Raw genomic sequence first — 23710 nt, 5'->3', positions numbered from 1 at the left:
GACGTAGGCCTCGACGAATCAGCGAACCGGCAGCGGCACCACGCTGTCTTCCACACAGGCGAGCAGCTGTTCGCCCGGTGCCAGCACAGGCACGACACCGGCGGTGAATGCCGAGAACGCCGGCAGTATGGTGATGCCCTGGCGCAGCCAGAACGCGGGGAAGCGTCGACGCAGTGCCGGCAACGCAACCTGCGGATGCACATGGCCCGCCAGCACGTGCGCGGAGGCATCAGCCAGCGGCTCGTGCCGCAGCAGGAACGGTCCCAAGCGCGCGTCGTCATGCATCTGCACCTGCAGCGCCGCCTTCGGCAGATCACGGTCGTGATTGCCGCGCACCACATGGATGTCCAGCGCAGCGTGCTGCTCGCGCCAACCGAGCCATTGCTGGTACCAGGCCGCGCGATGCGCCGGGCCATGCAGGACGTCGCCGAGGATCCATAGGTGCTGGCACTGGTGCAGGGTCACCATGTCCTGCAGGCGCTGCAGGTCATTGCCGGTACCGCCGGCCGGCAAGGCGATTCCCGCACGCCGGAATACGTCCGCCTTGCCCAGGTGCAGGTCGGCGATCAACAACGTGCGACGCGCCGGCCACAGCAGCGCCCGACCGCCCAGCAGCAGCATCGACTCACCGCCCAGCTGCAGCGGCAGATCAGCGGCCATGACGGCGCTCCAGCTGCTGCGCGGCACGCTGCACGCGCGTGCGCCAGTCTTCATTGCTGAACTGCCCTCGCAGGCGCTCGGCCCACAGCGGAAATGCCAGTGGGGTCAGTGAAGATGGCTGCTGCAGCGACAACGAACGTGTGGCGATGCCGGCCAGCACCTGCTGCAGTCCGGGCAGATCCAGGCTGTCGTGCAGCACTTCATGCTCGGCCAGTGCCAACAGCAGATGCTCGGGGTCGTGCTCGCGCAGTACGTCATGCAGCAGTCCGGCGGAGGCCTGCAACTGGCGCAGCGAGCGTGGCATGCCACCAGGAAGGCTGGGCACCAGCAGGCCCGACACGCGTGCGATGCCGCGGAACTGACGGCGCGCCAGCTCGCCCAGGTTCACCGCTTCGCGCAGGTCCGGCAGCAGACCTGCAGCGTCCAACATCGCCCGCCAGTCCTGCTCCTGCAGTTCCACCGGCGTTGCCGGCGCGAGCACCAGGCCATGGTCGTTCACCGCATAGCCGATGCTGTTGCGCTGCCGTCGGGTGCAGCGCAGCGCCAGCAGCGCGGCCAACGCTTCGTGCACATGGCGGCCCGCAAAGGGATAGACGAACAGGAACTGGCCCTCGCGTCGGCGCACGTCTTCCACCAGCAGGTGGCCGGGCGATGGCGGCGCAGACAGCTGCGACTGCAACGCCAGCAGCGGCGCAAGCCAGCGCGACTCCACGCTCTGGTCGGCGCCTGACAGCACCATCTCCAGTTCGCGCCCCAGTGGCATCGACAACGGCAACTGCCCGCCCTGCCAGCGCGGCACCACGCCATCACCACCGCCACGTGCCACACGCACGAACGCGGTCATGTCGCGCAGCTGCACCAGCTCCAGCAGGCGTCCTGCAAACTGGAAGCGGTCGCCCCGGCGCAGGCGGCTGGCGAACTGCTCTTCCACCGCGCCCAGGCTGCCGCCACGCAGGAACTGCACGCGCACGCTGCCGTCGCTGCTGATGGTGCCGATCGACAGCCGATGGCGCAGCGCCTGGCGGCGATCGGGCATGCGGTAGATGCCATCGGCATCGCGTACCACCTTGTGGAACTCCGGATACCGGGACAGCGCACGTCCGCCCTGCACGATGAAATCGAGCACGGCATTCCATTGCGCGTCTTCCAGCGCGGCGAAGGCATGCGTGCCACGAACCTGTTGCAGCAGTGCATCGGCGTCGAAGCCGCCAGCCAGCGCGCGGCTGACCGCGTGCTGGGCCAATACATCCAGCGACAAGGTGGGAGGACGGCGTGCTTCGATCACCCCGTCATGCAACGCGCGTCGGGCCGCCGCGTACTCGGCCAGTTCCAGCGCGTGGCTGGGAATGCACAGTATCTCGCCGCTTGCACCGGGCCGATGGCGTGCACGCCCGGCCCGCTGGCGCAGGCGGGCCACGCCCTTCGGACTGCCCAGCTGCAGCACCTGGTCGACTTCCGGAAAGTCCACGCCCAGATCCAGGCTGGACGTGGCCACCACGCACCGCAGCGTGCCGGCACGCAGTCCGTCTTCCACCTGCTGACGCAGCGTGGGATCCAATGAGCCGTGGTGCAGGGCGAGCGTACCGGCATCTTCCGGCCACACCGCCGCGAGGGCCTGGTGCCACAGTTCCGCCTGCGCACGTGTGTTGGTGAAGAGCAGGCTGCTGCGCGCGCGGAACACTGCATCGAGCACGCGCGGAAGCTGGGAAAGGCCTAGATGCCCGGCCCACGGAAAGCGTTCGCCGGGTTCGGGCAGCAGGCTGCGTATCGTCACCGGCCGCTGCCGTGCGCCCTCCACGATCGGTGCCTGGGGCCGGTGTGGCAGCAGTACGTCGCGTGCCTGCGGCAGGTTGCCCAATGTTGCCGACAGCCCCCACAGCTGCATCGTGGGTGCTGCCTCACGCAACAGCGCCAGGTTCAACTGCAGCAGCACGCCGCGCTTGTTGCCCAGCAGTTCGTGCCATTCGTCCACCACCACGCAGCGCAGCTGGCGCATGCGCTCAAGGGTGTCGGGATAGCTGAGCAACAGCGCCAGCGACTCCGGTGTGGTCACCAGTACGTCGATGCGACCTTCGCGGGCCAGGCGCCTGTCGCGGTTGCTGGCATCGCCGCTGCGCAGCCCCACGCGCCAGCCCAGGCCAAGGGCGTCGATCGGTGCCTGCAGCGCGCGTGCGGTATCGCTGGCCAGCGCACGCAGCGGTGTCACCCACAGCACCTGCAGCGGGCGTACCGCGCTGGCACGACGCGGTGTGGGGGGCGGGTCGAGCATCGCCTGCAGCAAGGGGCCGCCGAACATGGCCAGGGTTTTGCCGCTGCCGGTGGGGGTGTGCAGCAGGCCGGATTCTCCGGCCAGGTAGTGGCGCCACATCGCGCGCTGGAAGGGCAGGGGGCGCCAGCCGCGGTTGCCGAACCAGTCGTTCAGGCGCTGCAGCGCATCGCTGCGCTTCATCGCGCCAGCGCCTGCAACTGGGCCAGGTGGTCGGCTTCGGCAGCCGGCTTGTCGTGGCGCCAGCGCAGGATGCGTGGAAAGCGCACGGCAATGCCGGACTTGTGGCGCGCGCTGCGGTTGACCGCTTCGAAGCCGAGTTCGAACACCTGCTCGGCACTGACGCTGCGTACCGGGCCGAAGCGCTCGCGGGTATGCGCGCGGATCCAGCGATCGAGGGCCAGAATTTCCTTGTCGTCCAGCCCGGAATAGGCCTTGGCCACCGGAACCAGCGTGTCGCCGTCCCAGACCCCGAAGGTGTAGTCGGTGTAGAGCGTGCTGCGCCGGCCATGACCCGCCTGTGCATACAGCAGTACGGCATCGATGGTGAGCGGCTCGACCTTCCACTTCCACCAGTCGCCGCGGCGACGCCCGGATTGGTAGATCGAATCGCGGCGCTTCAGCATCAGCCCTTCCACGCCGCGCTCGCGCGATGCTTCGCGCAGCTGCGCGGCATGCTGCCAATCGTCGGCGGTCACCTCGGGCGACAGCTGGATGCGCGGATCGTCGAGCGCGCCGACCACCTCGGCCAACTGCGCGCGACGTTGCTGCAGTGGCAGCGCACGCAGGTCTTCGCCGTCGCGTTCAAGCAGGTCGTAGGCGAGCACGCGCACCGGCGTGTTGCGCAGGGTGGCGGCGCCGGGTTTGCGGCGCTGGATGCGGGTCTGCAGCGCGGTGAATGCACGCGGAAGATTGTCAGCGTCGTCCCATGCCAGCAGCTCTCCATCCAGCACGCAGCCATCGGGCAGCGATGCGGCGGCCTGTTCGATCTCCGGAAAGCGACCGTCCAGCCGTTCTTCGCCGCGCGACCATAACGCCACCTCACTCTGGCGCCGCAGCAGCTGCAGGCGGATGCCATCCCACTTCCATTCCAGCAGCCAGTTGCTGATAACGCCCAACCGCTCGGTGGGCTCACCTTCCAGTGGCGAGGCCAGAAAGAACGGATAGGGCTGCTGGCGATCGGTCGGCAGTTCTTCGGCAGACAGCAAGGTGGTCAGCAGGCCGGGAGAGGGCACCCAGTCGCCGAGCATGCGCTGGGCGATGCGGGCGATGTCCAGCCCGGACCATTCGGCCAATGCCTGCTGCACCACGCGCTGCGATACACCAACGCGCAGTGCGCCGGTCAGCAGCTTGTTGAAGACCAAGCGTTCGGCCGATGCAAGCTGTCGCCAGCCCTCGACTACAGCGGCACGACGCACGGGCTCTGGCTGGTTGGCGACGGCAAGCAGGTGCTGTTCGATCCAGTCGGCCAGGGGGCGATCCTCGCCTTCGCTGGCAGCATCATCCAGCAGCAGCGTGAGCGTCTCCGCAAGGTCGCCGACCTGCGCGTAGCTGTCCTCGACCAACCATGGCGGCAGGCCGGATTCTTCGGCGATCCACGCCCGCAGTTCGCCGCTGCCCGCGATCTTGCGGCGCGCGCCGCCCACCTTGCCACCGCTGAGCAGGTACAGCGCCCACGCCGCGTCGTGCGGTCGTGCGTGCTGGAAGTAGTCGATCAGCGCCGCGCGCTTGTCCAACGTCGCGGTGCTGCGATCCAGTCGCTGGTACAGCGCGGCGAAGGCCTTCATTCCTCGCCTCCGAAATCGGTGCGGAAGGCTTCGGCGGAAATGCCGCGCTCGCGCAGGTACGGAATCAGCGCATCGGTGTTGCCGTGGGTGGCGATGATCCTCTGCGCGCCGGTCTGCGTGATCGTCTGCAGCAGTGCTGGCCAATCGGCATGGTCGGAGATCACGAAGCCGCGGTCGACGTTGCGGCGGCGACGATTGCCGCGCAACTGCATCCAGCCCGAGGCGAAGCCGAGCTGGTGGCGGCCGAACCGGCGCAGCCAGGGGGTGCCGGCGGCCGAGGGCGGCGCCAGGATCAGCTGGCCTGCGGCATCGGGTTGACGTCCCTGTTCGGCAACGGTGAGTGTGTCGAGCATCGGTACGCCGGCCTGGCGATAGACGGCGACGCCGTTGGCGATGGCGCCATGCAACCACGCAGGCTGGTCATCCACCGCGCGCAGCTCGGCAAGCACACGTTGCGCCTTGCCCAGCGCGTAGCAGAGCAGTACGGCCGCCTCCCCACGCTGCGCACACTCGCGACGCCATGCGGCGATCTCGGCCGCCACGGCGCGGGTATCGGGCCAGCGATAGATCGGCAGCGCAAACGTCGCCTCGGTGATGAAGGTATCGCAGGGCACCACTTCGAACGGTGTGCAGGTGGGATCGGGCTGGCGCTTGTAGTCGCCCGACGCCACCCAGACCTGCTCACCGTCGTCGATGCGCACCTGCGACGATCCGAGCACGTGGCCGGCCGGATGCAGCGACACCTGCACCCGGCCCAGCGCGAACGGCACGCCCTCGGCATGCGCGTGCAGCGGCACATCGCCCAGGCGCCAGCGCAGGATCGGCACGCTGCCGGTGCTGCAGTGGTATTCGCCCATGCCGGGCCGCGCATGGTCGCCATGACCATGGGTGATGACCGCGCGCGGTACCGGCCGCCAGGGATCGATATGGAAATCGCCTGCCGCGCAGTACAGCCCTTCCGGCCGCAGTACCACCAGATCGTCATTGCCTGCCATGCCATCACTGTGGCGTGGTGGTCGTGCACACCGCGAGAATCGGCCTGAACGCGGGGTTGCCGGACGATACGGCACAATCGGGCCGCACACCTCTTGCCGGCGGGGAAGGAACCGATGAGTGGACCGAGCTTCAACAGCAGCGCTCCCTACGAAACCCACGTGGTGCTCAACCAGCCGCCACCGTTCGCCGGTCGCCAGTTGTGGACCGACGACATCGCACTGATGGAGGCCGTACAGCGCGAGGGTGCAGCAGCGTTCGCGCCACGCCTGGCGGTGTATGGAGGGCTGGCCGGGGACGAGCTGTACCGCATCGGCTTCGACGCCAACCGCGACCGCCCACGCCTTCGCACGCACGATGCGCAGGGCCATCGCATCGATACCGTGGAATTCCATCCGGCGTACCACCAGCTGATGCAGACGGCGAAGGAGCACGGCGTTGCCGGGTTGTCCTGGCATGAGCCGCAGCCCGGCGCCCATGTCGCGCGCGCTGCACTGAGCTACCTGCACCACCAGGCCGAGGCAGGCACCAGCTGCCCGTTGACCATGACTCATGCAGCGGTAGCCGTGCTGCGCGGGCAGCCGCATCTGGCCGAGTGGTCGCGCAAGGCCGCCGCACCGGTATACGACCCGCGTGATGTGCCGGTGGCCGACAAGGCCGGCATCACCCTGGGCATGGGCATGACCGAGAAGCAGGGCGGCTCGGACGTGCGCGCCAACACCACCCGCGCCGAACCCATCGATGGCGAGCGCTATCGACTGGTCGGGCACAAGTGGTTCTTTTCCGCACCGATGTGCGATGGCTTCCTGGTACTGGCGCAGGCGCCGGCCGGATTGACCTGCCTGTTGATGCCGCGGCGGCTGGCCGACGGCGATCGCAATGCGTTCCGCCTGATGCGCTTGAAGGACAAGCTGGGCGACTGGGCCAACGCCTCCAGTGAAGTGGAGTTCTGCGGTGCACAGGCCTGGCGGGTGGGCGAGGAAGGGCGTGGCGTGGCCACCATCATCGGCATGGTGATGATGACCCGGCTGGACTGCATGCTGGGCGCTGCGGCGGAAATGCGCATGGCGCTGGCACAGGCGCTGCACCACGCACGGCATCGACGCACCTTTGGAAAGCCGCTGATGGACCATCCGCTGATGGCCAACGTGCTGGCCGATCTGGCGCTGGAGTCGGAAGCCGCCACGGTGCTGGCGATGCGTATCGCGCGCGCGGTCGATCACGCCGGTAGCGATCCGGCCGAGGCCGCACTTGCGCGGCTGGGTACGGCATTGGGCAAGTACTGGATATGCAAGCGTGCGCCTGCGTTCGTCAACGAAGCACAGGAGTGCCTGGGCGGTGCCGGCTACGTGGAGGAATCGATGTTGCCGCGGCTGTACCGGCAGGCGCCGTTGAATTCGATCTGGGAGGGCAGCGGCAACATCCAGTGCCTGGATGTGCTGCGCGCGCTGGCGCGCGAACCGGAGGTGCTGGCGGCACTGCGCGGTGAACTGGAGGCGGTATCCGACCGTGATGCGCGCTATGCGGCGGCGCTGCAGCAGTGGCGCGATGCGGCGGCACCGGAGGAGGCACAGGCGCGGGTGTTCTGCGAACGCACGGCCTTGCTGCTGCAGGCGGCGTTGTTGCTGCGTGCACGCAGTCCTATGGCAGAAGCATTCATCCGCAGCCGGCTGCAGGGCGAACATGGGTTGGCATTCGGCACGCTGCCGGCCGGGGTGGATGTGGCGGGGATGCTGGCGCGCGCGTTGCCGTAGTGGTGGCCAACGGCGAAGCCCCTCGTGGTGGGCGCTGCAGGAGCATGGGCAGGGCCGCGCGGGTGGGCTGCGCAGGGGGCGCCGTGAATACGTCCCTGTAGGCTCGGGCGCGCCATCCATGGCGCTTACGCCCCTGCGCAGCCCACCCGCGCGGCCTTGGACGGTTTCCGTGCGCGCCCAGCACGGAATCAACAGAAGAAGCGAAAAGCAGAAAAGCCGCGGCGATGCCGCGGCTTTTCCTGTAGAGCTGAGCCCGTGCTCGGCTTTTCCGGTAGCGCCGGGCCGTGCCCGGCGAACGCGAAGGCCTTAGTGCTTGGCTTCTTCCTTGGCGGCGGTGGCCTTGGCGTCGTCGGCCACGTCGCGAGCCTTGTCGGCAACCTTCTGCGCGGCATCGGCAGTGGCGTCGCTGGCGTGCGCGGCGGCATCGGTCGCTGCGACCTTGGCCTTGTCGGCCGCGTTGGCGGTGGCGGCGGCGGCGCTGTCCAGCGCCTGCTGGGTGTCGGCGGCAGCCTGCTCGGAGGCGGCGGCGGTCTTGTCGGCGGCGTCACGGGTGGCTGCGGCGGCCTTGTCGACGGCATCGCGTGCGGCGGCACCGGCGCTGTCGGCGGCCTGCGCGGCATCCTGCTTGGCCTGTTCGGCTTCCGGGCCCTTGCAGGCAGCCAGTGCAAGCAGCAGGGAGGCGGCCAGCAGGGTGGTGGTCAGCGGGCGAATCTTCATGGCGGTCTCCGGTACTGCAATGGATGGGGACGCCAGCCTATTCATACCGTTGTGAAGACGTGGTGGTGACCTGCACACGGAACTGCGCGCAAAGAAAAAGCCGCTGGCGAACCAGCGGCTTCTTCAGAACAGCTTGAAGAAAGAAGTTATTACTTCTTGGCTTCTTCAGCAGCGTCCTTGGCCTTCTCGGCGGTGCCTTCAGCAGCCTTGGCAGCGTCGGCAGCAGCGCCGGCAGCAGCGTCGGTGGCAGCGCCAGCAGCCTGGGCAGCGGCGTCAACCGAAGCGTCAGCAGCGGTGGCGGCGGTGTCAGCGGCCTGCTGGGCAGCGTCGGCGGTCTGGGCGCCAGCAGCGGCGGCCTGGTCGGCAGCAGCCTGGGCTTCGGTGGCGGCCTGGTTGGCCGAAGCAGCGGCGTCCTGGGCAGCTTCCTGCTTCGAGCAGGCGGCCAGGGCCAGAGCCAGGGACATCGCGACCAGCAGCTTGTTGATGCTCATTGTGTAAATCCTCGTCGTTAGAATTAGGCAACGCGCATGCTGCGCGCCGACAACATGATGACAAGCCAAGATTGGGTGTCAAGCGATCCCGCATTCATTTTTGCGAAATAGACGTTAAACCCTTTCAGATCAACTCGATGGCGATAGCCGTCGCTTCGCCGCCGCCGATGCACAGGGTGGCAATGCCGCGCTTGCCGCCGCGCGTGCGCAATGCGTTGACCAGGGTGACCACCAGGCGTGCGCCGGAGGCACCGATGGGATGGCCCAGCGCGCAGGCACCGCCATTCACGTTGAGCTTGTCGTGCGGGATGCCCAGTTCGCGCATCGGTGCCATCGCCACCACGGCAAACGCCTCGTTGATTTCGAACAGATCGATCTGGTCCAGCGACCAGCCGGTCTTCTCCAGCAGGGTGTGGATGGCGCCGATCGGGGCGGTGGTGAACCACTCCGGTTCCTGCGAATGGGTGGCATGGCCGACGATGCGCGCCAGCGGCTGCAGGCCGCGCGCGGCAGCATCTTCTTCGGTCAGCAGGACCACGGCGGCGGCGCCATCGGAAATGCTGGAGGAACTGGCGGCGGTCACGCTGCCGTCCTTCTTGAAGGCCGGGCGCAGGGTCGGGATCTTGGCGATGTCCGAACGGCCGGGCTGTTCGTCGCTGGCGACCTCGACTTCACCCTTGCGGGTGGCGACCTTCACCGCAACGATTTCGTCGGCGAACGCGCCGTTGGCCTGGGCTGCCTGTGCGCGCTTGACCGATTCGATGGAGTAAGCGTCCTGCTCTTCGCGGGTGAACTGGTACTTGTCCACGGCGCATTCGGCGAATTCGCCCATGGCCTTGCCGTCATAGGCATTGACCAGGCCGTCGTGGGCCATGTGGTCCACCGCCTGGAAGTTGCCGAAACGGTTGCCGGTGCGCGAGTTGGGCAGCAGGTGCGGGGCGTTGGACATCGATTCCATTCCACCGGCGACCACGACCTTGGCCGAGCCGGCCTTGATCAGGTCATGACCGAGCATGATGGCCTTCATGCCCGAACCGCAGACCTTGTTGAGGGTGGTCGCGCCGACCGACAGCGGGATGCCGGCGGTGATCGCTGCCTGGCGGGCAGGCGCCTGGCCGAGATTGGCCGGCAGCACGCAGCCCATCAGGACTTCGGAGACGTCGCTGGCAGGAACGCCCGACTGTTCCAGCGCGGCGGCGATGGCGGCCGCGCCGAGGGTCGGGGTCGGAACGCCGTTGAACTGGCCGAGGAAGGAGCCGATGGCGGTGCGCTTGGCGGCGGCGATGACGATGTTGGACATGGCAATCTCGTTGATGCGTGAGCAATATTCGGAAAGGAGACGACGGGCGTTGGAAGCGGCGCCGTTTCCCGGCAGACTGCGTGGGGGTCGGCTCAGTATAGAGGGTCGGCGAAGACTGCCGCTGGGCAGTACTGGATGCCTGCCCGGATGGCGGCAGGCCAACGTTCATGGGAAGGAAACGATGGAACGTAAGACGATGGGAAGGTCGGTCCTGGCATCGGCGCTGGCGGTGGCGCTGTCGGCGTGTGGCGGTGGAGGGGGCGGCAGCAACGTGCGCATCGACCCGCCACCAACCACGCCGCCGGTCACGCCCCCGGTCACCCCACCTCCCGCGTCCAAGCCGCTGGAACCGGCTGTGGATGCGCATCTGGCACAGACCAACGCGCGTGCCGCACAGGTCACTGGAGCGACCGGCCGCGGCGTGCGCATCGGCATCGTCGATTCGGGCGTGCTGCGCAACGCTGAAGCGCTGAACGGACGGGTAGTGGCCAACCTCAACTACATCGACCCGAGCCGCAACAATCTCAACGTCGATGACGTGCTTGGTCATGGCACGGCCGTCGCCAGCCTGGCCGCCGGTGCATCGGTGGGCGTCTGGCCCGGCGGCATCGCACCGGGTGCGGAGATCGTCTCGGCACGGATCATTTCCGACACCACGCCCAAGGATGACGGCAGCGGCAAGGGCAATTCCTTCAGCGGCACGCTGGGCGTGGCCGGGGTCCACCAGGACCTGATCAACTACGGCGTGAAGGTGATGAACAATTCCTGGGGTGGCCTGTACTGGACCGACCTCGGCACCACCGCGCAGGTCGCGGCCGAATACCGCCCCTTCATCATCAATCACGGTGGCCTGGTGGTGTTCGCCGCAGGCAACGAGGGGCGCGACCAGCCCAGCAGCGTGGCCGCGCTGCCCAGCCAGCGTGGCGTCGGCGGATCGCTGCCGGCAGCCGATCTGGAAAAAGGCTGGCTGGTGGCCACCGCGATCGATCCGAACAAGCCCGGTGAGCGTGCACCGTGGGCCAATGCCTGTGGCGACGCCGCACGCTACTGCCTGACCGCTCCCGGCAGCGCGGTGTTCCCGGAGCCGGGTACCGGCAAATACCTGTGGAACTACGGCACGTCCTTCGCCGCGCCGCTGATCTCCGGTGCCGCGGCGCTGGTCTGGCAGCGCTACCCGTACTTCGACAACGACCTGGTGCGGCAGACCCTGCTCGGCACCGCCACCGACATCGGCGCGCCGGGCGTCGATCCGATCTACGGCTACGGCATGCTCAACATCGGCAAGGCGGTGAACGGTCCCGGCCGCTTCGACTGGGGCGATGTCACGGTCAATGTCGATGCGCCTTCCTCAGGCTCGATCTGGAGCAACGACATCGCCGGCACTGGCGGCCTGGTCAAGCGCGGCGATGGCCGGCTGGAACTGAGCGGCAACAACAGCTACAGCGGTGCCACCCGCATCGAGCGCGGCAGCCTGGCCCTGCGGGGCGGCGCTGTGATCCGTTCCAACGTCAGCATCTCCGGTGCCGGCGGTGCCTCGATGGCCGGCCTGCAGTTCATGCCGGGCACGCCGCGGGTGATCGGCAACGTCGACAACGGCGCCAGCGTGGTGCTGGTCAATGCCAACACCACCGCGACCATCGAAGGCAATTACAGCCAGCGACCGGATGCGCAGCTGATCGTCGCGCTGGGCGTGAACCCGCTGCAGGTGACCGGCACCGCACGCCTGGCCGGTGGCGTGGTGGTCGATGGCATCGTTTCCGGCTATGTGCCGCAGGTCGGCAGCCGCCAGGGCCTGATCCATGCCAACGGCGGTATCAACGGTACGTTCACCACACCGGTGGCCAACACCGGCGCCAACGGCCTGACCCTGCTGCAGGCACAGTACGGCTATGGCAGCAACGACGCGTGGATGGACCTGACCCAGGTCAACGTTTCCGCCGCTGCGTCCGGCCTGGGCGCCAATGCACAGGCATCGGCACTGCGGGTGGCGTCGGCATTCACCGCGCTGGACCGCAACGCGAACCTGCAGGGTTCGGCATTCGGTGCGGCCGCCGGCGCGCTGCAGCGTACGGCGGGCGGGACCGATGGCCTGTCGGCGAGCCTGGAGAGTCTGTCCGGACAGGCGCATGCGCGTGCTGAAGCGTCGACCTTCGACAGTGTGGACATGTCGCGCCGCGCGGTTGCCGAGCGCTTCGACCGCGTGCAGGCAGCGCCGAAGCTGCGTGGCGCCTGGCAGAGCGCGCTGGGCGAAGCAGGGCAGGGCAGCTTTGCCGGCAACGGCGCCGACAGCCAGGGCTGGATGGCAGGCCAGGACGTGGCACTGGGCAGCAATGGTCTGCTGGGCATGGCCTTCGGCGAAACCCGCAGCAACGGCGGCAGCAACTTCAGTGGCGATCGTGGTCGCGACCGCCAGGCGCAGGCGCAGTTGTATGCCGGCTGGAACCTGGGGCGTGGCTACGCGCTGGCCCAGTTCGGTACCGGCCAGTTCACCCGTGAGCTGGACCGCCAGTTGCTGCTGGGCGCCGGTGCCTACGGTGTGTCCGCGCGCTACGGCGGGCGTTTCAGCAGTGCCAGTGTCGAAGGCGGCTATCGTTTCGGCCGCATCGGTGCGTCGTTGACCCCGTACCTGGGGGCCAGCAGCACGCGCCTGGATACCGATGGCTTCAACGAGCAGGGCGGCTTCGGCTTCGGCCTGCGCGGGGAGGCGTCACGTGCACAGCGCAGCCAGATGCTGGCGGGCCTGCGCGGCGAGCGGCAGTGGGGTCGTTGGACCCTGCGTGGCCATGCCGAATGGCAACAACGGCTGGATGGCAGTGAGCAGGCCTGGCAGGCAAGTTTCGTTGGCGTTGATGCCTGGGCGCCGTTGGCCGGTGTCGACGCACCGCGTGGCAGTGCCTTGTTCGGCCTGGCGCTGGAATCGTGGTGGGGCCGCAATGGCCGCCTGAGCCTGGGTATCGACCAGCGCGTGGGTGGCAATGATGCACGGCAGGCGGCGCTGCGCTACAGCACGGGCTTCTGATCGTAGCGCCGGGCCTGCTGCCCGGCGCGTTCATCCGGCGCTGCCGACCCACGGTCGGCACGCGCACGGTTCGCGAGGGCGGCGATCAGCCGCCGCGCAGGTTGCCCAGGCGCGGCGTGCTGCGGCCCAGCGGCATCTTCAGCTTGCCGATCGACAGGATGCGCGCTTCGGCGATCCGGTCAGCCGCGCGCTGCGGGGCGATGTTCTCGCGCTGCGACAGTTCGAAGATGCGCGTCAGGTTGTGGTAGATGCTGCGGATCAGCCGCATCGCGCGCTCGCGGTTGTAACCGTCGATTTCCAGCGACACGTTCATCACGCCACCGGCGTTGACCGCGTAGTCAGGCGCATACAGGATGCCGCGCGCATGCAGCTCGTCGCCGATCTCCAGGCTGGACAGCTGGTTGTTGGCGGTGCCGCAGATGATCTTCGCCTTGATCCGCGGCAGGGTGTCGGCGTTGATCGCGCCTTCCAGCGCACACGGCGCGAACACATCAGCATTCACCTCGTGGATCTCGTCCGGCTTGACGGCCTCGGCGCCGAAATCGTTGACCGCACGATCCACCAGCGCGCTGTCCAGATCGGTGACATACAGCTTGGCGCCACGGTCGCGCAGCAGCTTCACCAGTTCCATGCCGATATGGCCCAGGCCCTGCACCGCGATGCTGGTCTTGCCCACTTCCTCATGGCCGAACTTGAAGCGCATCGAGGCCATCAGCGCCTGCAGCGCGCCATAGGCGGTGAACGGAGCGGGATCACCCGAGCCGCCATGGACCTGGTGCACGCCGGTGACGAACTGGCTCTCCAGGTAGATGTTCTCCATGTCGTTGACGTCGGTACCGACATCCTCGGCGGTGATGTAGCGACCGCCCAGCGAATCGACGTAGCGGCCGAAGGCGCGGAACAGCACTTCGGTCTTGTCGACCTTGGGGTCGCCGATGATCACCGCCTTGCCGCCACCGACATTGAGACCGGCCAGCGCATTCTTGTAGGTCATCGTGCGGCTCAGCCGCAGCACATCGGCCAGCGCATCGTCGGTGCTGGCGTAGGGGCGCATGCGCACCCCGCCCAGGGCGGGGCCCAGGGTGGTGTTGTGGATGGCGATGATCGCCCACAGGCCGGCATCCTGGTTGTGGCAGAACACCACCTGTTCGTGGCCGGTGGTTGCGAGGGTTTCGAATAGCATGGGGTCTCCGATGGCGCGATCTGCGGTGAACTGCGGCGAACTGCCAATGAACGGTAGGGTCCGAAAACAAAAAAAGCGACGTCGTCGGTACAGGGGGACGGGTCGCGCGGCGCCATTCTAGTCCATTCGCCCGGGATATGCCGTCGACGCAGGAAGCGCCCGGGTTAAAGAAGATGAAAGTGCGGCCGATGCTGCGACGACGGCAGGTGGCCGGATGTGATGAAGGCGCAGGCAGTGGCAGCAGCAGGAAAACGACAGGATGGGCGGCGATGACCGCAGCGTGGTGGCGATCTGTGCTGCGTTGGCTGTCGCAGCTGACCGGGCAGGCCCCGGCACGTCTGGCCGCAGCCCCCCGCCAGGCCGTGGCCGCGGCGGCGGCCAGCCTGCAGGGTGACGCCTTGCCGGCGGCCGAGGTCGCCGCTCACCTGCAGCGCGGGCTGCATGCACTGGCCCTGTATCCGCGCTTGGCCGGCGAACCGACCGCGGTCAGCGCGTCGGGTCTGGCCGAGGCGGTGGACCGCGCGCTGCAGGACCGTGACTGGGCTACCCGGCAGCTGCCGCGGCGTCCGCAACTGCTGCCGCAGCTGATCCAGACGGTCAATGACGACGTTGCATCGGCGCGGGTGATGGCCGCGATCATCGGCCAGGATCCGGTGCTGACCGGCAACCTGCTGCGGATCGCCAACAGCCCGGCCTACAAGGTGCACGAGCGGCCTGTGGAAAGCCTGCAGCGGGCGGTGACCCTGGTCGGCACCGAAGGGGTTCGGCAGATCATCAGTGCCGTGCTGGTGCAGCCGGTGATGCAGGTGCAGTGCGAGGTGTTCCCGCAGTTCAGTTCGATCATCTGGGAGCACGCGCTGCTGGCTTCACGCGCGGCCGCCGACCACGCACGCACGGTCACCTTCGGCGATGCCTTCGCTGCGCAATGGCTGGGCCTGGTGCAGGGCCTGGGCGCGGCGCTGGTCATGCGCCAACTGCTGCAGGAAGCGCAGGCGCGCGGCGAAGAGGTGGAGCCCGCGCTGGCCCTGCAGTTGCTGCAGCAGTGGTCACTACCGCTGGCACAGCGGGTGGCTGCCGCCTGGGAACTGCCCGAACCGGTGCATCAGGCCCTGGCGCCTGACGCTGACGGTCCGCTGGCCGACAGCCTGCGACTGGCCAGCGCCGCTGCGGCGGCCAGCCTGCTGTGTCGGCACGGGCATGCCAGCCAAGGCCGCATGCTGGCCTTGCTGGAGCAGTTGCCGGCAGCGCCGCCGCACGCGCTGCGCTGGATCTGGCGGCGCCTGCACGGGCGCAATGTGGAGACCCTGGACGAGAGCCTGCACGGCGATGGCGAAGGGCCCGCCCGCTGATCGTTACAGCTGCGATTCCAGCGGCAACCAACTGATCACCCGCGCCGTCCAGCGCTTGCCGAGGCTGCTGCCGGGCTCGGCTTCGACCCAATGCGGTGGCGGCTCGCGCTGCAGCCAGCGCAGTTCGTCATCAGTGCCCAGTGCCAGCCACCAGCTGTGTTCCGGGCTGGCCAGGCGCAGGTATTCCGCACGCAGCTGCGCGCCCAGCACCGGGTCGTCGAACAGCACGCCCATCTCGGTGTTGAGATAGGCCGAACGCGGATCGAGGTTGAACGATCCGACGAACCCGCGTTGGTCGTCGACCAGCAATGCCTTGGTGTGCAGGCTGGCGCCACTGCTGCCGAACAGGCTGCTGTCACCGGTCTGGCCGCTCGCCTTCAGTTCGTACAGCTGCACGCCGGCCTTCAGCAGCGGCACCCGGTAGCCCATGTAACCACCGTGCACGGCAGCCACATCGTTGGCCGCCAGTGAGTTGGTCACCACGCCGACCTGGGCGCCCCGCCTAGCCATTGCCGAGAGGCCGTCCAGCCCTTCGCTGCCGGGCACGAAGTACGGCGAGATCAACAGTGCCTTGTAGCGCGTCGACTGCAGCTGCCGGACCAGCGCGGTGACCAGCCAGTCGTCATGCGCATCGCCGTGGTGCTTCATCGGTGGATCGGAGAGGACCCGTACCTGCGTGCTCCAGTGCAGCGGCTCGGGGCTGGCGCGCTGGCGCTGGCGCGACTCGGCCACGCGCTGCAGGTACGGTTGCGCCTGCGCATGCAGCGCGTCCAGATCGGACTGGCGTACCAGCTGGCGCAGCTGCGCATCGGTGTAGGTCGCCAGCGCCGAGATCGGAATCGCCGCGTCGCTGTTCCAGTAGTCGTCGAAGATCTGGTTGGCCTGCTGCACGGCCGGGCCGGCCACCACCAGGTCCAGGTCCTGGAAGTTCACATCGCTGCGCGCGCTGAAATATTCTTCACCGATGTTGCGGCCGCCGACGATGGCGATGCGCCCATCGGCGATCCAGCTCTTGTTGTGCATGCGGTGGTTCACGCTGAAGGCGCGTTGCACCAGCTCCAGCGTGCGGGCGATGCCGCTGCGGTTGCGGAACGGGTTGTACAGGCGAAGCTCGATGTTGGGATGCGCATCGAGCGCCATCATCAGCGCATCCTTGTCCTTGGCGTTCATGTCATCGAGCAGGATGCGCACGCGCACGCCACGTTCGGCAGCGTCGTACAGCGCCTTGGCCATCAGGTGGCCGATCAGGTCGTCGTGCCAGATGTAGTACTGCAGGTCCAGGCTGCGGCCGGCATGTTCGGTGATCATCGCGCGGGCGGCGAACGCATCCATGCCATCGCTGAGGAAGGCCACGCCGGATTGCCCCGGATGGGCAGCCTGCAGGGGCATGATCTGTCGATCGATGGGCGTCTGCGCAGGCTGCAGTGGCAGCACCTGCGAGGCCTCGCCGCGCGCCTGCGGGGCCAGGTGGTCGGCCAGCAGCAGGCCGGACAGGACCAGCAGAAGCAGGGCAGCGATGATGATCGCGGCGACGCGCAGCAGACGCCGCCATAGGGGTTTGCGCAGACTCATGACGCCGATGGTAGTTCCACGCCGCGCGTAGATCCACGCAACGCCTGGAAGTAGATCCACGCCATGCGTGGATGAATCGCCATCAGTAGATCCACGCCATGCGTGGATGAAGCACCATCAGTAGATCCACGCCACGCGTGGATGAAGCGCGTGACTCAGAACCGCTCGTCGCTGCCCAGATAGCGCCACTCGCCCACGGCCAGCGGGCCCAGCGCGACCCGGCCGATGCGCAGGCGGCGCACCGCCACAACCTGCAGGCCGGCAGCCGTCACCGCAGTCCTCAGTCCTCTCGCGGTCAGCCCCTTGCCTGCAAAGCGCAGGCGCTGCTCGCTCTGCCAGCTGACCTTGGGGCCACCGGCTTCATGCTGCAGCCGGGCCATCAGCCACGGGCCACGTTCCGGGCCGCCTTCGGCCACTTCCACCAGATACTCCTGTTCGGTGCGGCCCAGGTTCCGCTGCAGGTGCGCGAGCACGGCCGGATCCTGGCTGACCACCACCAGCCCGTTGTCGTCGGCCGGCAGCGAGGAGGCCAGCTGCAGGCCGTGGAAGTGCCGCTGCAGCGGACGGATGTCACTGGCATCCAGCTCGCTGCGGGTCTCGGTGCGGATCAGCGCGCAAAGGGCATCGGCCGGCACGCCGGCCGGCTTGTGCAGCAGCATGCTGGCGCGCTCGGCCTTGCTGTCGCTGGCCTGCTCGGCCACCACGATGCTGGCGCTCTCGTCCACCGGGCGCTGCGGTTGTTCCACCACCTCGCCGTCGACGCTGACCCAGCCGCCCTCGATATAGCGCCGCGCTTCACCACGCGGGATGCCGAGCAGGGCGGACAGGCGTTTGTCGAGTCGGGTCGGTTCCATGGCGAAAGGTCGGGCAGGGGGCGCGCAGTGTAGCCGCTACGCCGTTTCAGCGCTGGCCACGGTTGGCCAGCTCGGTCAGGTACAGCCGGGTATCGAACTCCAGCTGCAGGTAATCGGGCTCCATGTGCTGGCACAGCTGGTAGAAGGCCTTGTTGTGGTCGGCCTCCTTCAGATGCGCCAGTTCGTGCACCACGATCATGCGCAGGAAGGCGGCTGGCGCCTGCCGGAACACGGTAGCGATGCGGATCTCGCGGCTGGCCTTGAGCCGGCCACCGTGTACCCGGGAAATGGCGGTGTGGGTGCCCAGGGCATGCTTGATGACTTCCAGCGTGTTGTCGTAGCAGACCTTGTTGAGCGGCACCGACTTGCGCAGGTAGCGGTCCTTCATGTCCTGGGTGTAGTCGTACAGCTGGCGGTCGCTGCGCACCTCATGCGGGTCCGGGTAGCGCTGCTGCAGCCAGGGGCCGAGCTTGCCCTGTGCCAGCAGGTCGCTGACCTGGGCGACCAGGGGTTCGGGGTAGCCGGTGAGGTACTTCAGGACAGCCATGCAGGGGCGTCGGCGCGTCGGTAGAATGGGGCATCCAGATTACACGCGGTACGTATCGACCATGGCAAAGCCCAACGCGCTGCAGGAACAATTGCTCAAGGCCGGCCTGGCCAAGAAGTCGCAGGCCAGCGCCGCCGCGCGTGAACAGGCCAAGGCCCGCCAGGGCAAGGCCGAGTCGACGTCGGCGGAAGTCCAGCGTGAAGCTGAACGCGCTCGCGCCGAGAAGGTCGAGCGCGACCGCGCGCTGGCCGCCGAACGCAACGCGCAGGCCAAGCTGGCTGAACAGAAGGCGCAGGCGAAACAGATCATCGCGGCCCACGCCGTGCCGCACAAAGGCGAGGACGAGTACCGATTCAGCGATGGCGCGGTGATCCGTACCCTGTTGATCGATACCAAACTGCGCAAGGCGTTGTCGGTGGGCGTGCTGGTCATCGTGGCCCATGGCGACAGCTACGCGGTGCTGCCACGCGCGGCGGCTGAAAAAGTGCGTGAACGCGCCCCGGAAGCCATCATCGTCGACCATGGCACGCCCGGCTCCAGCGCCGAGATCTCCACCGGCAACGCCGAGGACGACGCCTACTACGCGCAGTTCCAGGTTCCCGACGACCTGGTCTGGTAAGGCGGCGCTGAACCGGCCGCAGCGTCCGCCGGGCATGGCCCGGCGCTACCGATTGCGGCGGGGTGTATTGTCCCCATATCAGGCGACACCCCTGCGGAGGATGGCCATGGCTACCGGTTGGGCCGGAGATGGCGCGGTCCAGGACCAGATCGACGCCACCGTCGACGATGCGATTGCCCGCGCGCGGCGCCAGCTGCGCCAGGGCCCGGGTCTGGAACACTGTGAGGAGTGCGACGCGCCGATTCCGTTGGCGCGTCGTCAGGCGGTGCCTGGGGTTCGGCTGTGCGTGAACTGCCAGCAGGCGCACGACGAAGAGGAACAGGCGCAGAGTGGCTACAACCGGCGCGGTAGCAAGGACAGCCAGTTGCGGTAAGGGGGGTTCGGCAGGGCTGCGCCCTGCACCCGCCGAGGCCTTCAAACCAAGGCAAAGGCAACAGCAAAAGCAACAGCAAAAGCTGGCATTCCGTGGGGTGGCGGGGCGGTGTCGGATTGCGGGGACGCCGTAAACCCATCCCTGGGGGCTTGGCAGCCGCATCCATGCGGCTGACACCCCGCAATCCGACACCGCCCCACCTTCGACAGTTTCCCGATGTCTGGTAGATCCACGCCATGCGTGGATGAATCTCCATCGAAATCGAATATTTCGACAATTGATCGAAAAACATCCACGCATGGCGTGGATCTACGTGTCGACCAAGGTCGACACCCACCAAGGGCAGGTCATGCCGTTCCGACAGCTCGCGGAAAACTGTCGAAGGCGGGGTGGGGCCGGTGGCAGGGGCGTGAGCCGCATGGATGCGGCGACCGAGCTTACATGGACGTACTTGCAGCGGCCCCTGCCACCGGACCCATCCCGCCAACCCACAGGAACCCAGCTTTTGCTGTTGAGGTTGCCGGCCAGCGGCCGGCACTACCGCTTCGGCGGGTGCAGGGCGCAGCCCTGCCGACCAACCCGACCTCAGCCGTCGCCCTGGATGCCGCCGGGCGCCTGTGTCGGGTCGCGCCAGCGGCGCACCGTACGCTGGAAGAACAGGTTGTTCGGCAGCTGCAGCACCGTGCCCTCGTGGCCGTCACCGGTTTCCTGCAGCGTGGTGTAGATCAGGTTGACGTCGATCACCCGGCCCTTCAGCCCGGGCTTTTCGCCGTTCTCCAGCACTTCGATGTAGTCATGCAGGCGGAACGGTCGCGTGGTGAAGATCAGCAGCGTGCAGAAGATGTTGGACAGCACGCTCCAGGCCGCGAAGAACGCCACCGCACCCACCGCTGCGAAGCCGGTGAAGGCCGTCCACAGTACCGAGGGCGAGGCGCCGAGCAGGCTGAGGATGTACAGCACCGCGCTGAAATAGACCACGAAACTGGTGATCCGGCGCGCGCCCATCACCATTTCCGGTGGCAGCGTGTAGTGGTCGGCGAAGCGGCGGATCAGGCGCCGGGCCAGGACCCGCAGCAGCCAGGCGGCCAGCAGGGTGATCAGGATCTGCAGGGCGATCCCGATGTCATGCAGCCAGGGGTGGGTCCAGGCGGGCAGGTGGTCCTTCAGCGACAACATCATGGGGCGACAACGTGTGACGGAAACGGGGCTTGATGTTACCCGGCGCGTGTCGACGTTTCGACCGTCTGTGTCCAGGCAAGGCAGACGAGGTCCTGTTTGTGCTGCTGCAGGCAGGCGCGACCGCTCTCGGCACGCCAGTGCAGGGAAACGCCGAACGCCTGCAGCAGCATGCAGGCCACGATCGCCAGCAGGGCGGCGCAGGAAGGACTGGACATGGGTGGCTCCTGGCCGGGAAGGCCTGCGGGGGACCTGTGATGGATGCAGCCAGCCGCGAAAAGGTTGCAAGCGGAAAGCGCGTCGGCAGATCTAAACCTTTTTCCGGCTGGCCGCATCCAACGGATATGCTCGACACCACCATGCCCGCGCCGCCTGCCGCCACCGACGCCGTCGACGAAACCGCCTTGGTGCGTGCGGCGGCGGCCGGCGATACCGCTGCCTATGAACTGCTGTATCGGCGGCATTCGCCGCGCGTGTTTGCCTCGTTGTGGCGGCTGTGTGGCGGCCAGCAGGCACGCGCCGAGGATGCACTGCAGGAGACGTTCCTGCAGGCATGGAAGGCACTGCCCGGCTTCCGTTTCGAGAGCAGCCTGTCCACCTGGCTGCATCGATTGGGGGTCAACGCCGCGTTGATGGAACTGCGCGGCCGCGCCGCCGGGCATGACCACGACAGCCTGGACGACGTTGACGGTGGGATACCAGAGATGGCGGTGCATGACGGCTGCGCCGGCACCGAACGCGATCTGGAACGCGCGTTGGCGACCCTGCCGCCGCGCGCACGTGCGGTACTGGTGCTGCACGATATCGAAGGCTGGAAACACCATGAAATCGCCGGCCAGCTGCAGATGGCGGTCGGTAGTTCCAAAGCACAGCTGCATCGCGCGCGTGGCCTGCTGCGCGCGCGCCTGGGAGACATGACATGAGTACGCACGACCCCGATCACGACCTGCTGGCGCGCCTGCGCGCCCTTCCCGCGGAACGCAGCGCACCGGCTGATGGCTGGGAACGCCTGTCGGCGCGGTTGCCGCCCCGCGAACCGGTTGCCGCGCAGGTGCCGAAGGACAACGTGGTGGCCTTGCCACTGCGCAGCCGTCGACGCTGGTGGTTGCCGGTTGGCGCGGCGCTGGCGGCCAGTCTCGGGCTCTACGCGGTGGCGCCGTGGCGGCATGCAGCCGATACGCTGCCCGCACCACCCAGCGGCCTGCAGCTGCAGGCCGATGCAATGACCGAACAGTACCGGCAGGCAGTGGCGTCACTGCCCGATGGCACTGCGCCGGAGTGGCAGCCCGCGCTGCATGAACTGGATCGCAGCGTGGAACAGATCCGCGCCGCGATGGCGCAGGACCCGCGTGCGCCGCACCTGCTTGGACAGCTGAAGCGGACCTACGCGCTGCGGCTCGAACTGACCCGGCAGGCGGCCCAGGCCGCCACCGGTCTGACAACCTGAGGAGACCCCCCGATGCGAACCTTTTTCCCTTTCTGCGCGGCCCTGCTGCTGGTGCCCGCGATGGCGCTGGCCGATACGCGCGTCGATGAACGCCACAATGTTGCTGCGGGCGGCCGCATCGAACTGAGCAACATTGCCGGCAAGGTGACCGTGCGCGGCTGGGACCGCAATGACGTGCAGCTCACCGGCACGCTCAGCGACGGCCTGCAGCTGCGCCAGGAAAAGAGTGCCAACCGGGTGCGCTGGGAAATCGAGTATCCGCGACGTGGCAACAGTGGTGGCGCCACCCTGACCCTCAACGTGCCGCGCTCGGTGGAGCTGTTGCTGAGCACGGTCAGCGCCGACCAGGACATCAGTGGCGTTGATGTGCGACGCCTGCAGGCCGATACGGTCAGCGGCAGCCTGAGTGCGTCCGGTCGCAGTGGCGACAGCAAGCTCAACACGGTCAGCGGCAATGTCAATGCGCGACTGCAGACGCCGAAGCTGGACGTGAACACGGTCAGCGGCCGGATCGAGGCCGGTGGCGGTGTTTCCGGTGAGATAGGGGCGCAGACAGTGTCTGGCCGGGTCGGCGTCGACGCCGGTCGCGTGCAGCGGCTTGCGGTGGAAACCGTGTCGGGCAGCATCGACCTGTCGGCGGCCGGGCTGGCGCCGGGCGGACGCATCAACGTGGAGTCGGTCAGTGCATCGGTCAGCCTGCGCCTGCCGCGCACGGTGTCGGCGCAGCTGTCGGTGAACAGCTTCAGCGGGTCGATCAACAGTGACGCCGGCAAGGTCGAGCGGCCGCGTTATGGGCCGGGCAGCAGCCTGGATGCCCGTTTGGGCAGCGGCGACGGCGATATCCGCGTGCAGTCGCACTCGGGCAGCGTGCAGGTACGCCTGGACCGCTGAGCGCGGTCCGGCAGGCCGCGGCGGCAGCGCCGCCGCGGTCGGGGGTGGGTCAGCTGGCTTTCTTCAGCGCCCAGGTGGTACCGAGAACTTCAATCTTGCCACCGCTCTTGCGGAACGCGGCCAGGTCGGAGGCGATCGAGTCGCTGTTGACCACGGTGCTGGCGGATGCGCCCTTGCGTTCGCTGCGGATGCTGTTGCTGGCCTTCGCGGGGGTCTTTGCCTTGCGGGGCATGGTTGCTCCTGTCAGGTGGAAGGGGAGGAAAGCGCGCAGGATTCAGCCTGGCGCAGGTAGTCCTGCCGCTCGCGGCGGCAGTCGTCGCCGCCCATCGAGAACTGGCGGCAGATCGCCGGGCGCTGCGAATAGATCGTGCAGCGCAGGTGATACGGATCGATCGCCGCGCACCAGCCTTCCTCGTTGCGCGCCATCACGGCACGGCCGTGGGCGTCGCGCGACAGGAACTGGCCGGGCACGTGGTCGCCGGGCTGCAGCAGGACCGGCAACCGGCAACAGACCGCGTCACAACGGCGGCAGTCGATGGGTGCTGGTTCAGCGTCAGGTTGTACGGCCACAGGGGCCTGGCGGGTGCCCAAAGCGGGTCTCGATGGCGGCTCGGGTAGTACGCGGACCATGATCGAGCCAGAGGGCATGGTCGCCAGACCCGCTGGGCGGGTCAGGCTGCACCATGGGTACACACACCGGCGAGGCCAGCGG

General features: G+C 67.9%; 23 protein-coding genes. 8 read left to right on the top strand and 15 right to left on the bottom strand.

All coding sequences use genetic code 11. The annotated features are described in order from the left end of the window. Positions 1 to 18: 18 nt before the first annotated feature. The 4 genes from pdeM to QOL57_RS07190 are packed head-to-tail and all read right to left on the bottom strand — an operon-like array spanning position 19 to position 5708. Positions 19 to 660, bottom strand: a complete 642-nt coding sequence (pdeM, locus tag QOL57_RS07205; RefSeq protein WP_089238046.1) for a ligase-associated DNA damage response endonuclease PdeM — start codon at positions 658 to 660, stop codon at positions 19 to 21. Beyond that, positions 650 to 3109, bottom strand: coding sequence for a ligase-associated DNA damage response DEXH box helicase (locus tag QOL57_RS07200; RefSeq protein ID WP_089236414.1), 2460 nt, complete (start codon positions 3107 to 3109; stop codon positions 650 to 652). The genes pdeM and QOL57_RS07200 overlap by 11 nt, the downstream gene beginning before the upstream one ends. Then, the gene (locus QOL57_RS07195; protein WP_089236413.1) at positions 3106 to 4713 is read right to left on the bottom strand and encodes an ATP-dependent DNA ligase; all 1608 of its coding nucleotides are present in this window, start codon (positions 4711 to 4713) and stop codon (positions 3106 to 3108) included. Before QOL57_RS07195 ends, QOL57_RS07200 begins: the two co-directional genes overlap by 4 nt. Then, complete coding sequence (locus tag QOL57_RS07190; protein WP_089236412.1) at positions 4710 to 5708, bottom strand: ligase-associated DNA damage response exonuclease; 999 nt, start codon at positions 5706 to 5708, stop codon at positions 4710 to 4712. Before QOL57_RS07190 ends, QOL57_RS07195 begins: the two co-directional genes overlap by 4 nt. A 114-nt stretch (positions 5709 to 5822) precedes the next feature. Here QOL57_RS07190 and QOL57_RS07185 point away from each other — a divergent pair, with 114 nt between their 5' ends. Further along, positions 5823 to 7460, top strand: a complete 1638-nt coding sequence (locus QOL57_RS07185; protein WP_089236411.1) for an acyl-CoA dehydrogenase family protein — start codon at positions 5823 to 5825, stop codon at positions 7458 to 7460. A gap of 306 nt (positions 7461 to 7766) precedes the next feature. On the opposite strand, the gene QOL57_RS07180 is transcribed toward QOL57_RS07185, so the two are convergent. The 3 genes from QOL57_RS07180 to QOL57_RS07170 all read right to left on the bottom strand — a co-directional run bounded on the left by QOL57_RS07180 (position 7767) and on the right by QOL57_RS07170 (position 9968). Continuing rightward, entirely contained in the window at positions 7767 to 8177 is a 411-nt protein-coding gene (locus tag QOL57_RS07180; protein WP_089236410.1) for a hypothetical protein, read from the bottom strand. 149 nt (positions 8178 to 8326) lie between these two features. Next, the gene (locus tag QOL57_RS07175) at positions 8327 to 8668 is read right to left on the bottom strand and encodes a hypothetical protein (protein WP_089236409.1); all 342 of its coding nucleotides are present in this window, start codon (positions 8666 to 8668) and stop codon (positions 8327 to 8329) included. A 124-nt stretch (positions 8669 to 8792) separates the two neighbouring features. Next, positions 8793 to 9968: a thiolase family protein gene (locus QOL57_RS07170; protein WP_089236408.1), complete on the bottom strand. Its 1176-nt coding sequence runs from the start codon at positions 9966 to 9968 to the stop codon at positions 8793 to 8795. A 181-nt stretch (positions 9969 to 10149) separates the two neighbouring features. On the opposite strand from QOL57_RS07170, the gene QOL57_RS07165 reads away from it, so the two are divergent. Then, the gene (locus tag QOL57_RS07165; protein WP_089236407.1) at positions 10150 to 12987 is read left to right on the top strand and encodes an autotransporter serine protease; all 2838 of its coding nucleotides are present in this window, start codon (positions 10150 to 10152) and stop codon (positions 12985 to 12987) included. An 85-nt stretch (positions 12988 to 13072) separates the two neighbouring features. Here QOL57_RS07165 and QOL57_RS07160 read toward each other — a convergent pair whose 3' ends face one another. Then, a complete protein-coding gene (locus QOL57_RS07160) occupies positions 13073 to 14170 on the bottom strand; it encodes a Glu/Leu/Phe/Val dehydrogenase dimerization domain-containing protein (protein WP_089236406.1) in 1098 nt (365 codons plus the stop codon). 269 nt (positions 14171 to 14439) lie between these two features. On the opposite strand from QOL57_RS07160, the gene QOL57_RS07155 reads away from it, so the two are divergent. Next, on the top strand, positions 14440 to 15519 hold the full coding sequence (locus QOL57_RS07155) for an HDOD domain-containing protein (RefSeq protein ID WP_089236405.1): 1080 nt from the start codon (positions 14440 to 14442) through the stop codon (positions 15517 to 15519). Between the two features lie 3 nt (positions 15520 to 15522). Here QOL57_RS07155 and QOL57_RS07150 read toward each other — a convergent pair whose 3' ends face one another. The 3 genes from QOL57_RS07150 to QOL57_RS07140 form a co-directional block, all read right to left on the bottom strand. After that, positions 15523 to 17091 carry a phospholipase D family protein gene (locus QOL57_RS07150; protein WP_089236404.1) on the bottom strand — a complete coding sequence of 523 codons (1569 nt, stop codon included), beginning with the start codon at positions 17089 to 17091 and terminating at the stop codon, positions 15523 to 15525. A gap of 155 nt (positions 17092 to 17246) precedes the next feature. Further along, the gene (locus QOL57_RS07145) at positions 17247 to 17945 is read right to left on the bottom strand and encodes an RNA pseudouridine synthase (protein ID WP_089236403.1); all 699 of its coding nucleotides are present in this window, start codon (positions 17943 to 17945) and stop codon (positions 17247 to 17249) included. A gap of 46 nt (positions 17946 to 17991) precedes the next feature. After that, positions 17992 to 18492 carry a M48 family metallopeptidase gene (locus QOL57_RS07140; protein ID WP_059064772.1) on the bottom strand — a complete coding sequence of 167 codons (501 nt, stop codon included), beginning with the start codon at positions 18490 to 18492 and terminating at the stop codon, positions 17992 to 17994. Positions 18493 to 18553: 61 nt separating this feature from the next. Between QOL57_RS07140 and QOL57_RS07135 the strand changes: the two genes are divergently transcribed. Beyond that, positions 18554 to 19111: a DUF2058 domain-containing protein gene (locus QOL57_RS07135; RefSeq protein ID WP_089238045.1), complete on the top strand. Its 558-nt coding sequence runs from the start codon at positions 18554 to 18556 to the stop codon at positions 19109 to 19111. Between the two features lie 106 nt (positions 19112 to 19217). After that, the gene (locus QOL57_RS07130; RefSeq protein WP_025879161.1) at positions 19218 to 19484 is read left to right on the top strand and encodes a DksA/TraR family C4-type zinc finger protein; all 267 of its coding nucleotides are present in this window, start codon (positions 19218 to 19220) and stop codon (positions 19482 to 19484) included. Positions 19485 to 20069: 585 nt separating this feature from the next. Here QOL57_RS07130 and QOL57_RS07125 read toward each other — a convergent pair. Continuing rightward, positions 20070 to 20663, bottom strand: coding sequence for a mechanosensitive ion channel family protein (locus QOL57_RS07125; RefSeq protein ID WP_080353823.1), 594 nt, complete (start codon positions 20661 to 20663; stop codon positions 20070 to 20072). Positions 20664 to 20698: 35 nt separating this feature from the next. Next, entirely contained in the window at positions 20699 to 20878 is a 180-nt protein-coding gene (locus QOL57_RS07120; RefSeq protein ID WP_089236402.1) for a hypothetical protein, read from the bottom strand. Positions 20879 to 21004: 126 nt separating this feature from the next. Between QOL57_RS07120 and QOL57_RS07115 the strand changes: the two genes are divergently transcribed. From QOL57_RS07115 to QOL57_RS07105, 3 genes are read left to right on the top strand one after another with little or no spacing between them, the layout of a single operon-like run. Further along, complete coding sequence (locus QOL57_RS07115) at positions 21005 to 21583, top strand: RNA polymerase sigma factor (RefSeq protein WP_089236401.1); 579 nt, start codon at positions 21005 to 21007, stop codon at positions 21581 to 21583. Next, positions 21580 to 22107, top strand: coding sequence for a hypothetical protein (locus QOL57_RS07110; protein ID WP_089236400.1), 528 nt, complete (start codon positions 21580 to 21582; stop codon positions 22105 to 22107). The genes QOL57_RS07115 and QOL57_RS07110 overlap by 4 nt, the downstream gene beginning before the upstream one ends. 12 nt (positions 22108 to 22119) lie before the next feature. Next, positions 22120 to 22998 carry a DUF4097 family beta strand repeat-containing protein gene (locus QOL57_RS07105; RefSeq protein WP_089236399.1) on the top strand — a complete coding sequence of 293 codons (879 nt, stop codon included), beginning with the start codon at positions 22120 to 22122 and terminating at the stop codon, positions 22996 to 22998. A 49-nt stretch (positions 22999 to 23047) separates the two neighbouring features. Here QOL57_RS07105 and QOL57_RS07100 read toward each other — a convergent pair whose 3' ends face one another. Further along, positions 23048 to 23230: a hypothetical protein gene (locus tag QOL57_RS07100; RefSeq protein WP_025879072.1), complete on the bottom strand. Its 183-nt coding sequence runs from the start codon at positions 23228 to 23230 to the stop codon at positions 23048 to 23050. Positions 23231 to 23241: 11 nt separating this feature from the next. Next, a complete protein-coding gene (locus tag QOL57_RS07095) occupies positions 23242 to 23535 on the bottom strand; it encodes a YkgJ family cysteine cluster protein (protein ID WP_051501656.1) in 294 nt (97 codons plus the stop codon). Positions 23536 to 23710: the final 175 nt, after the last annotated feature.

This window comes from Stenotrophomonas sp. yr243, assembly GCF_900184195.1.
GTDB lineage: Bacteria > Pseudomonadota > Gammaproteobacteria > Xanthomonadales > Xanthomonadaceae > Stenotrophomonas > Stenotrophomonas lactitubi.
The sequence above is the reverse complement of the archived record's forward strand: the minus strand, read 5'-3'. Positions and strand labels throughout refer to the sequence as shown.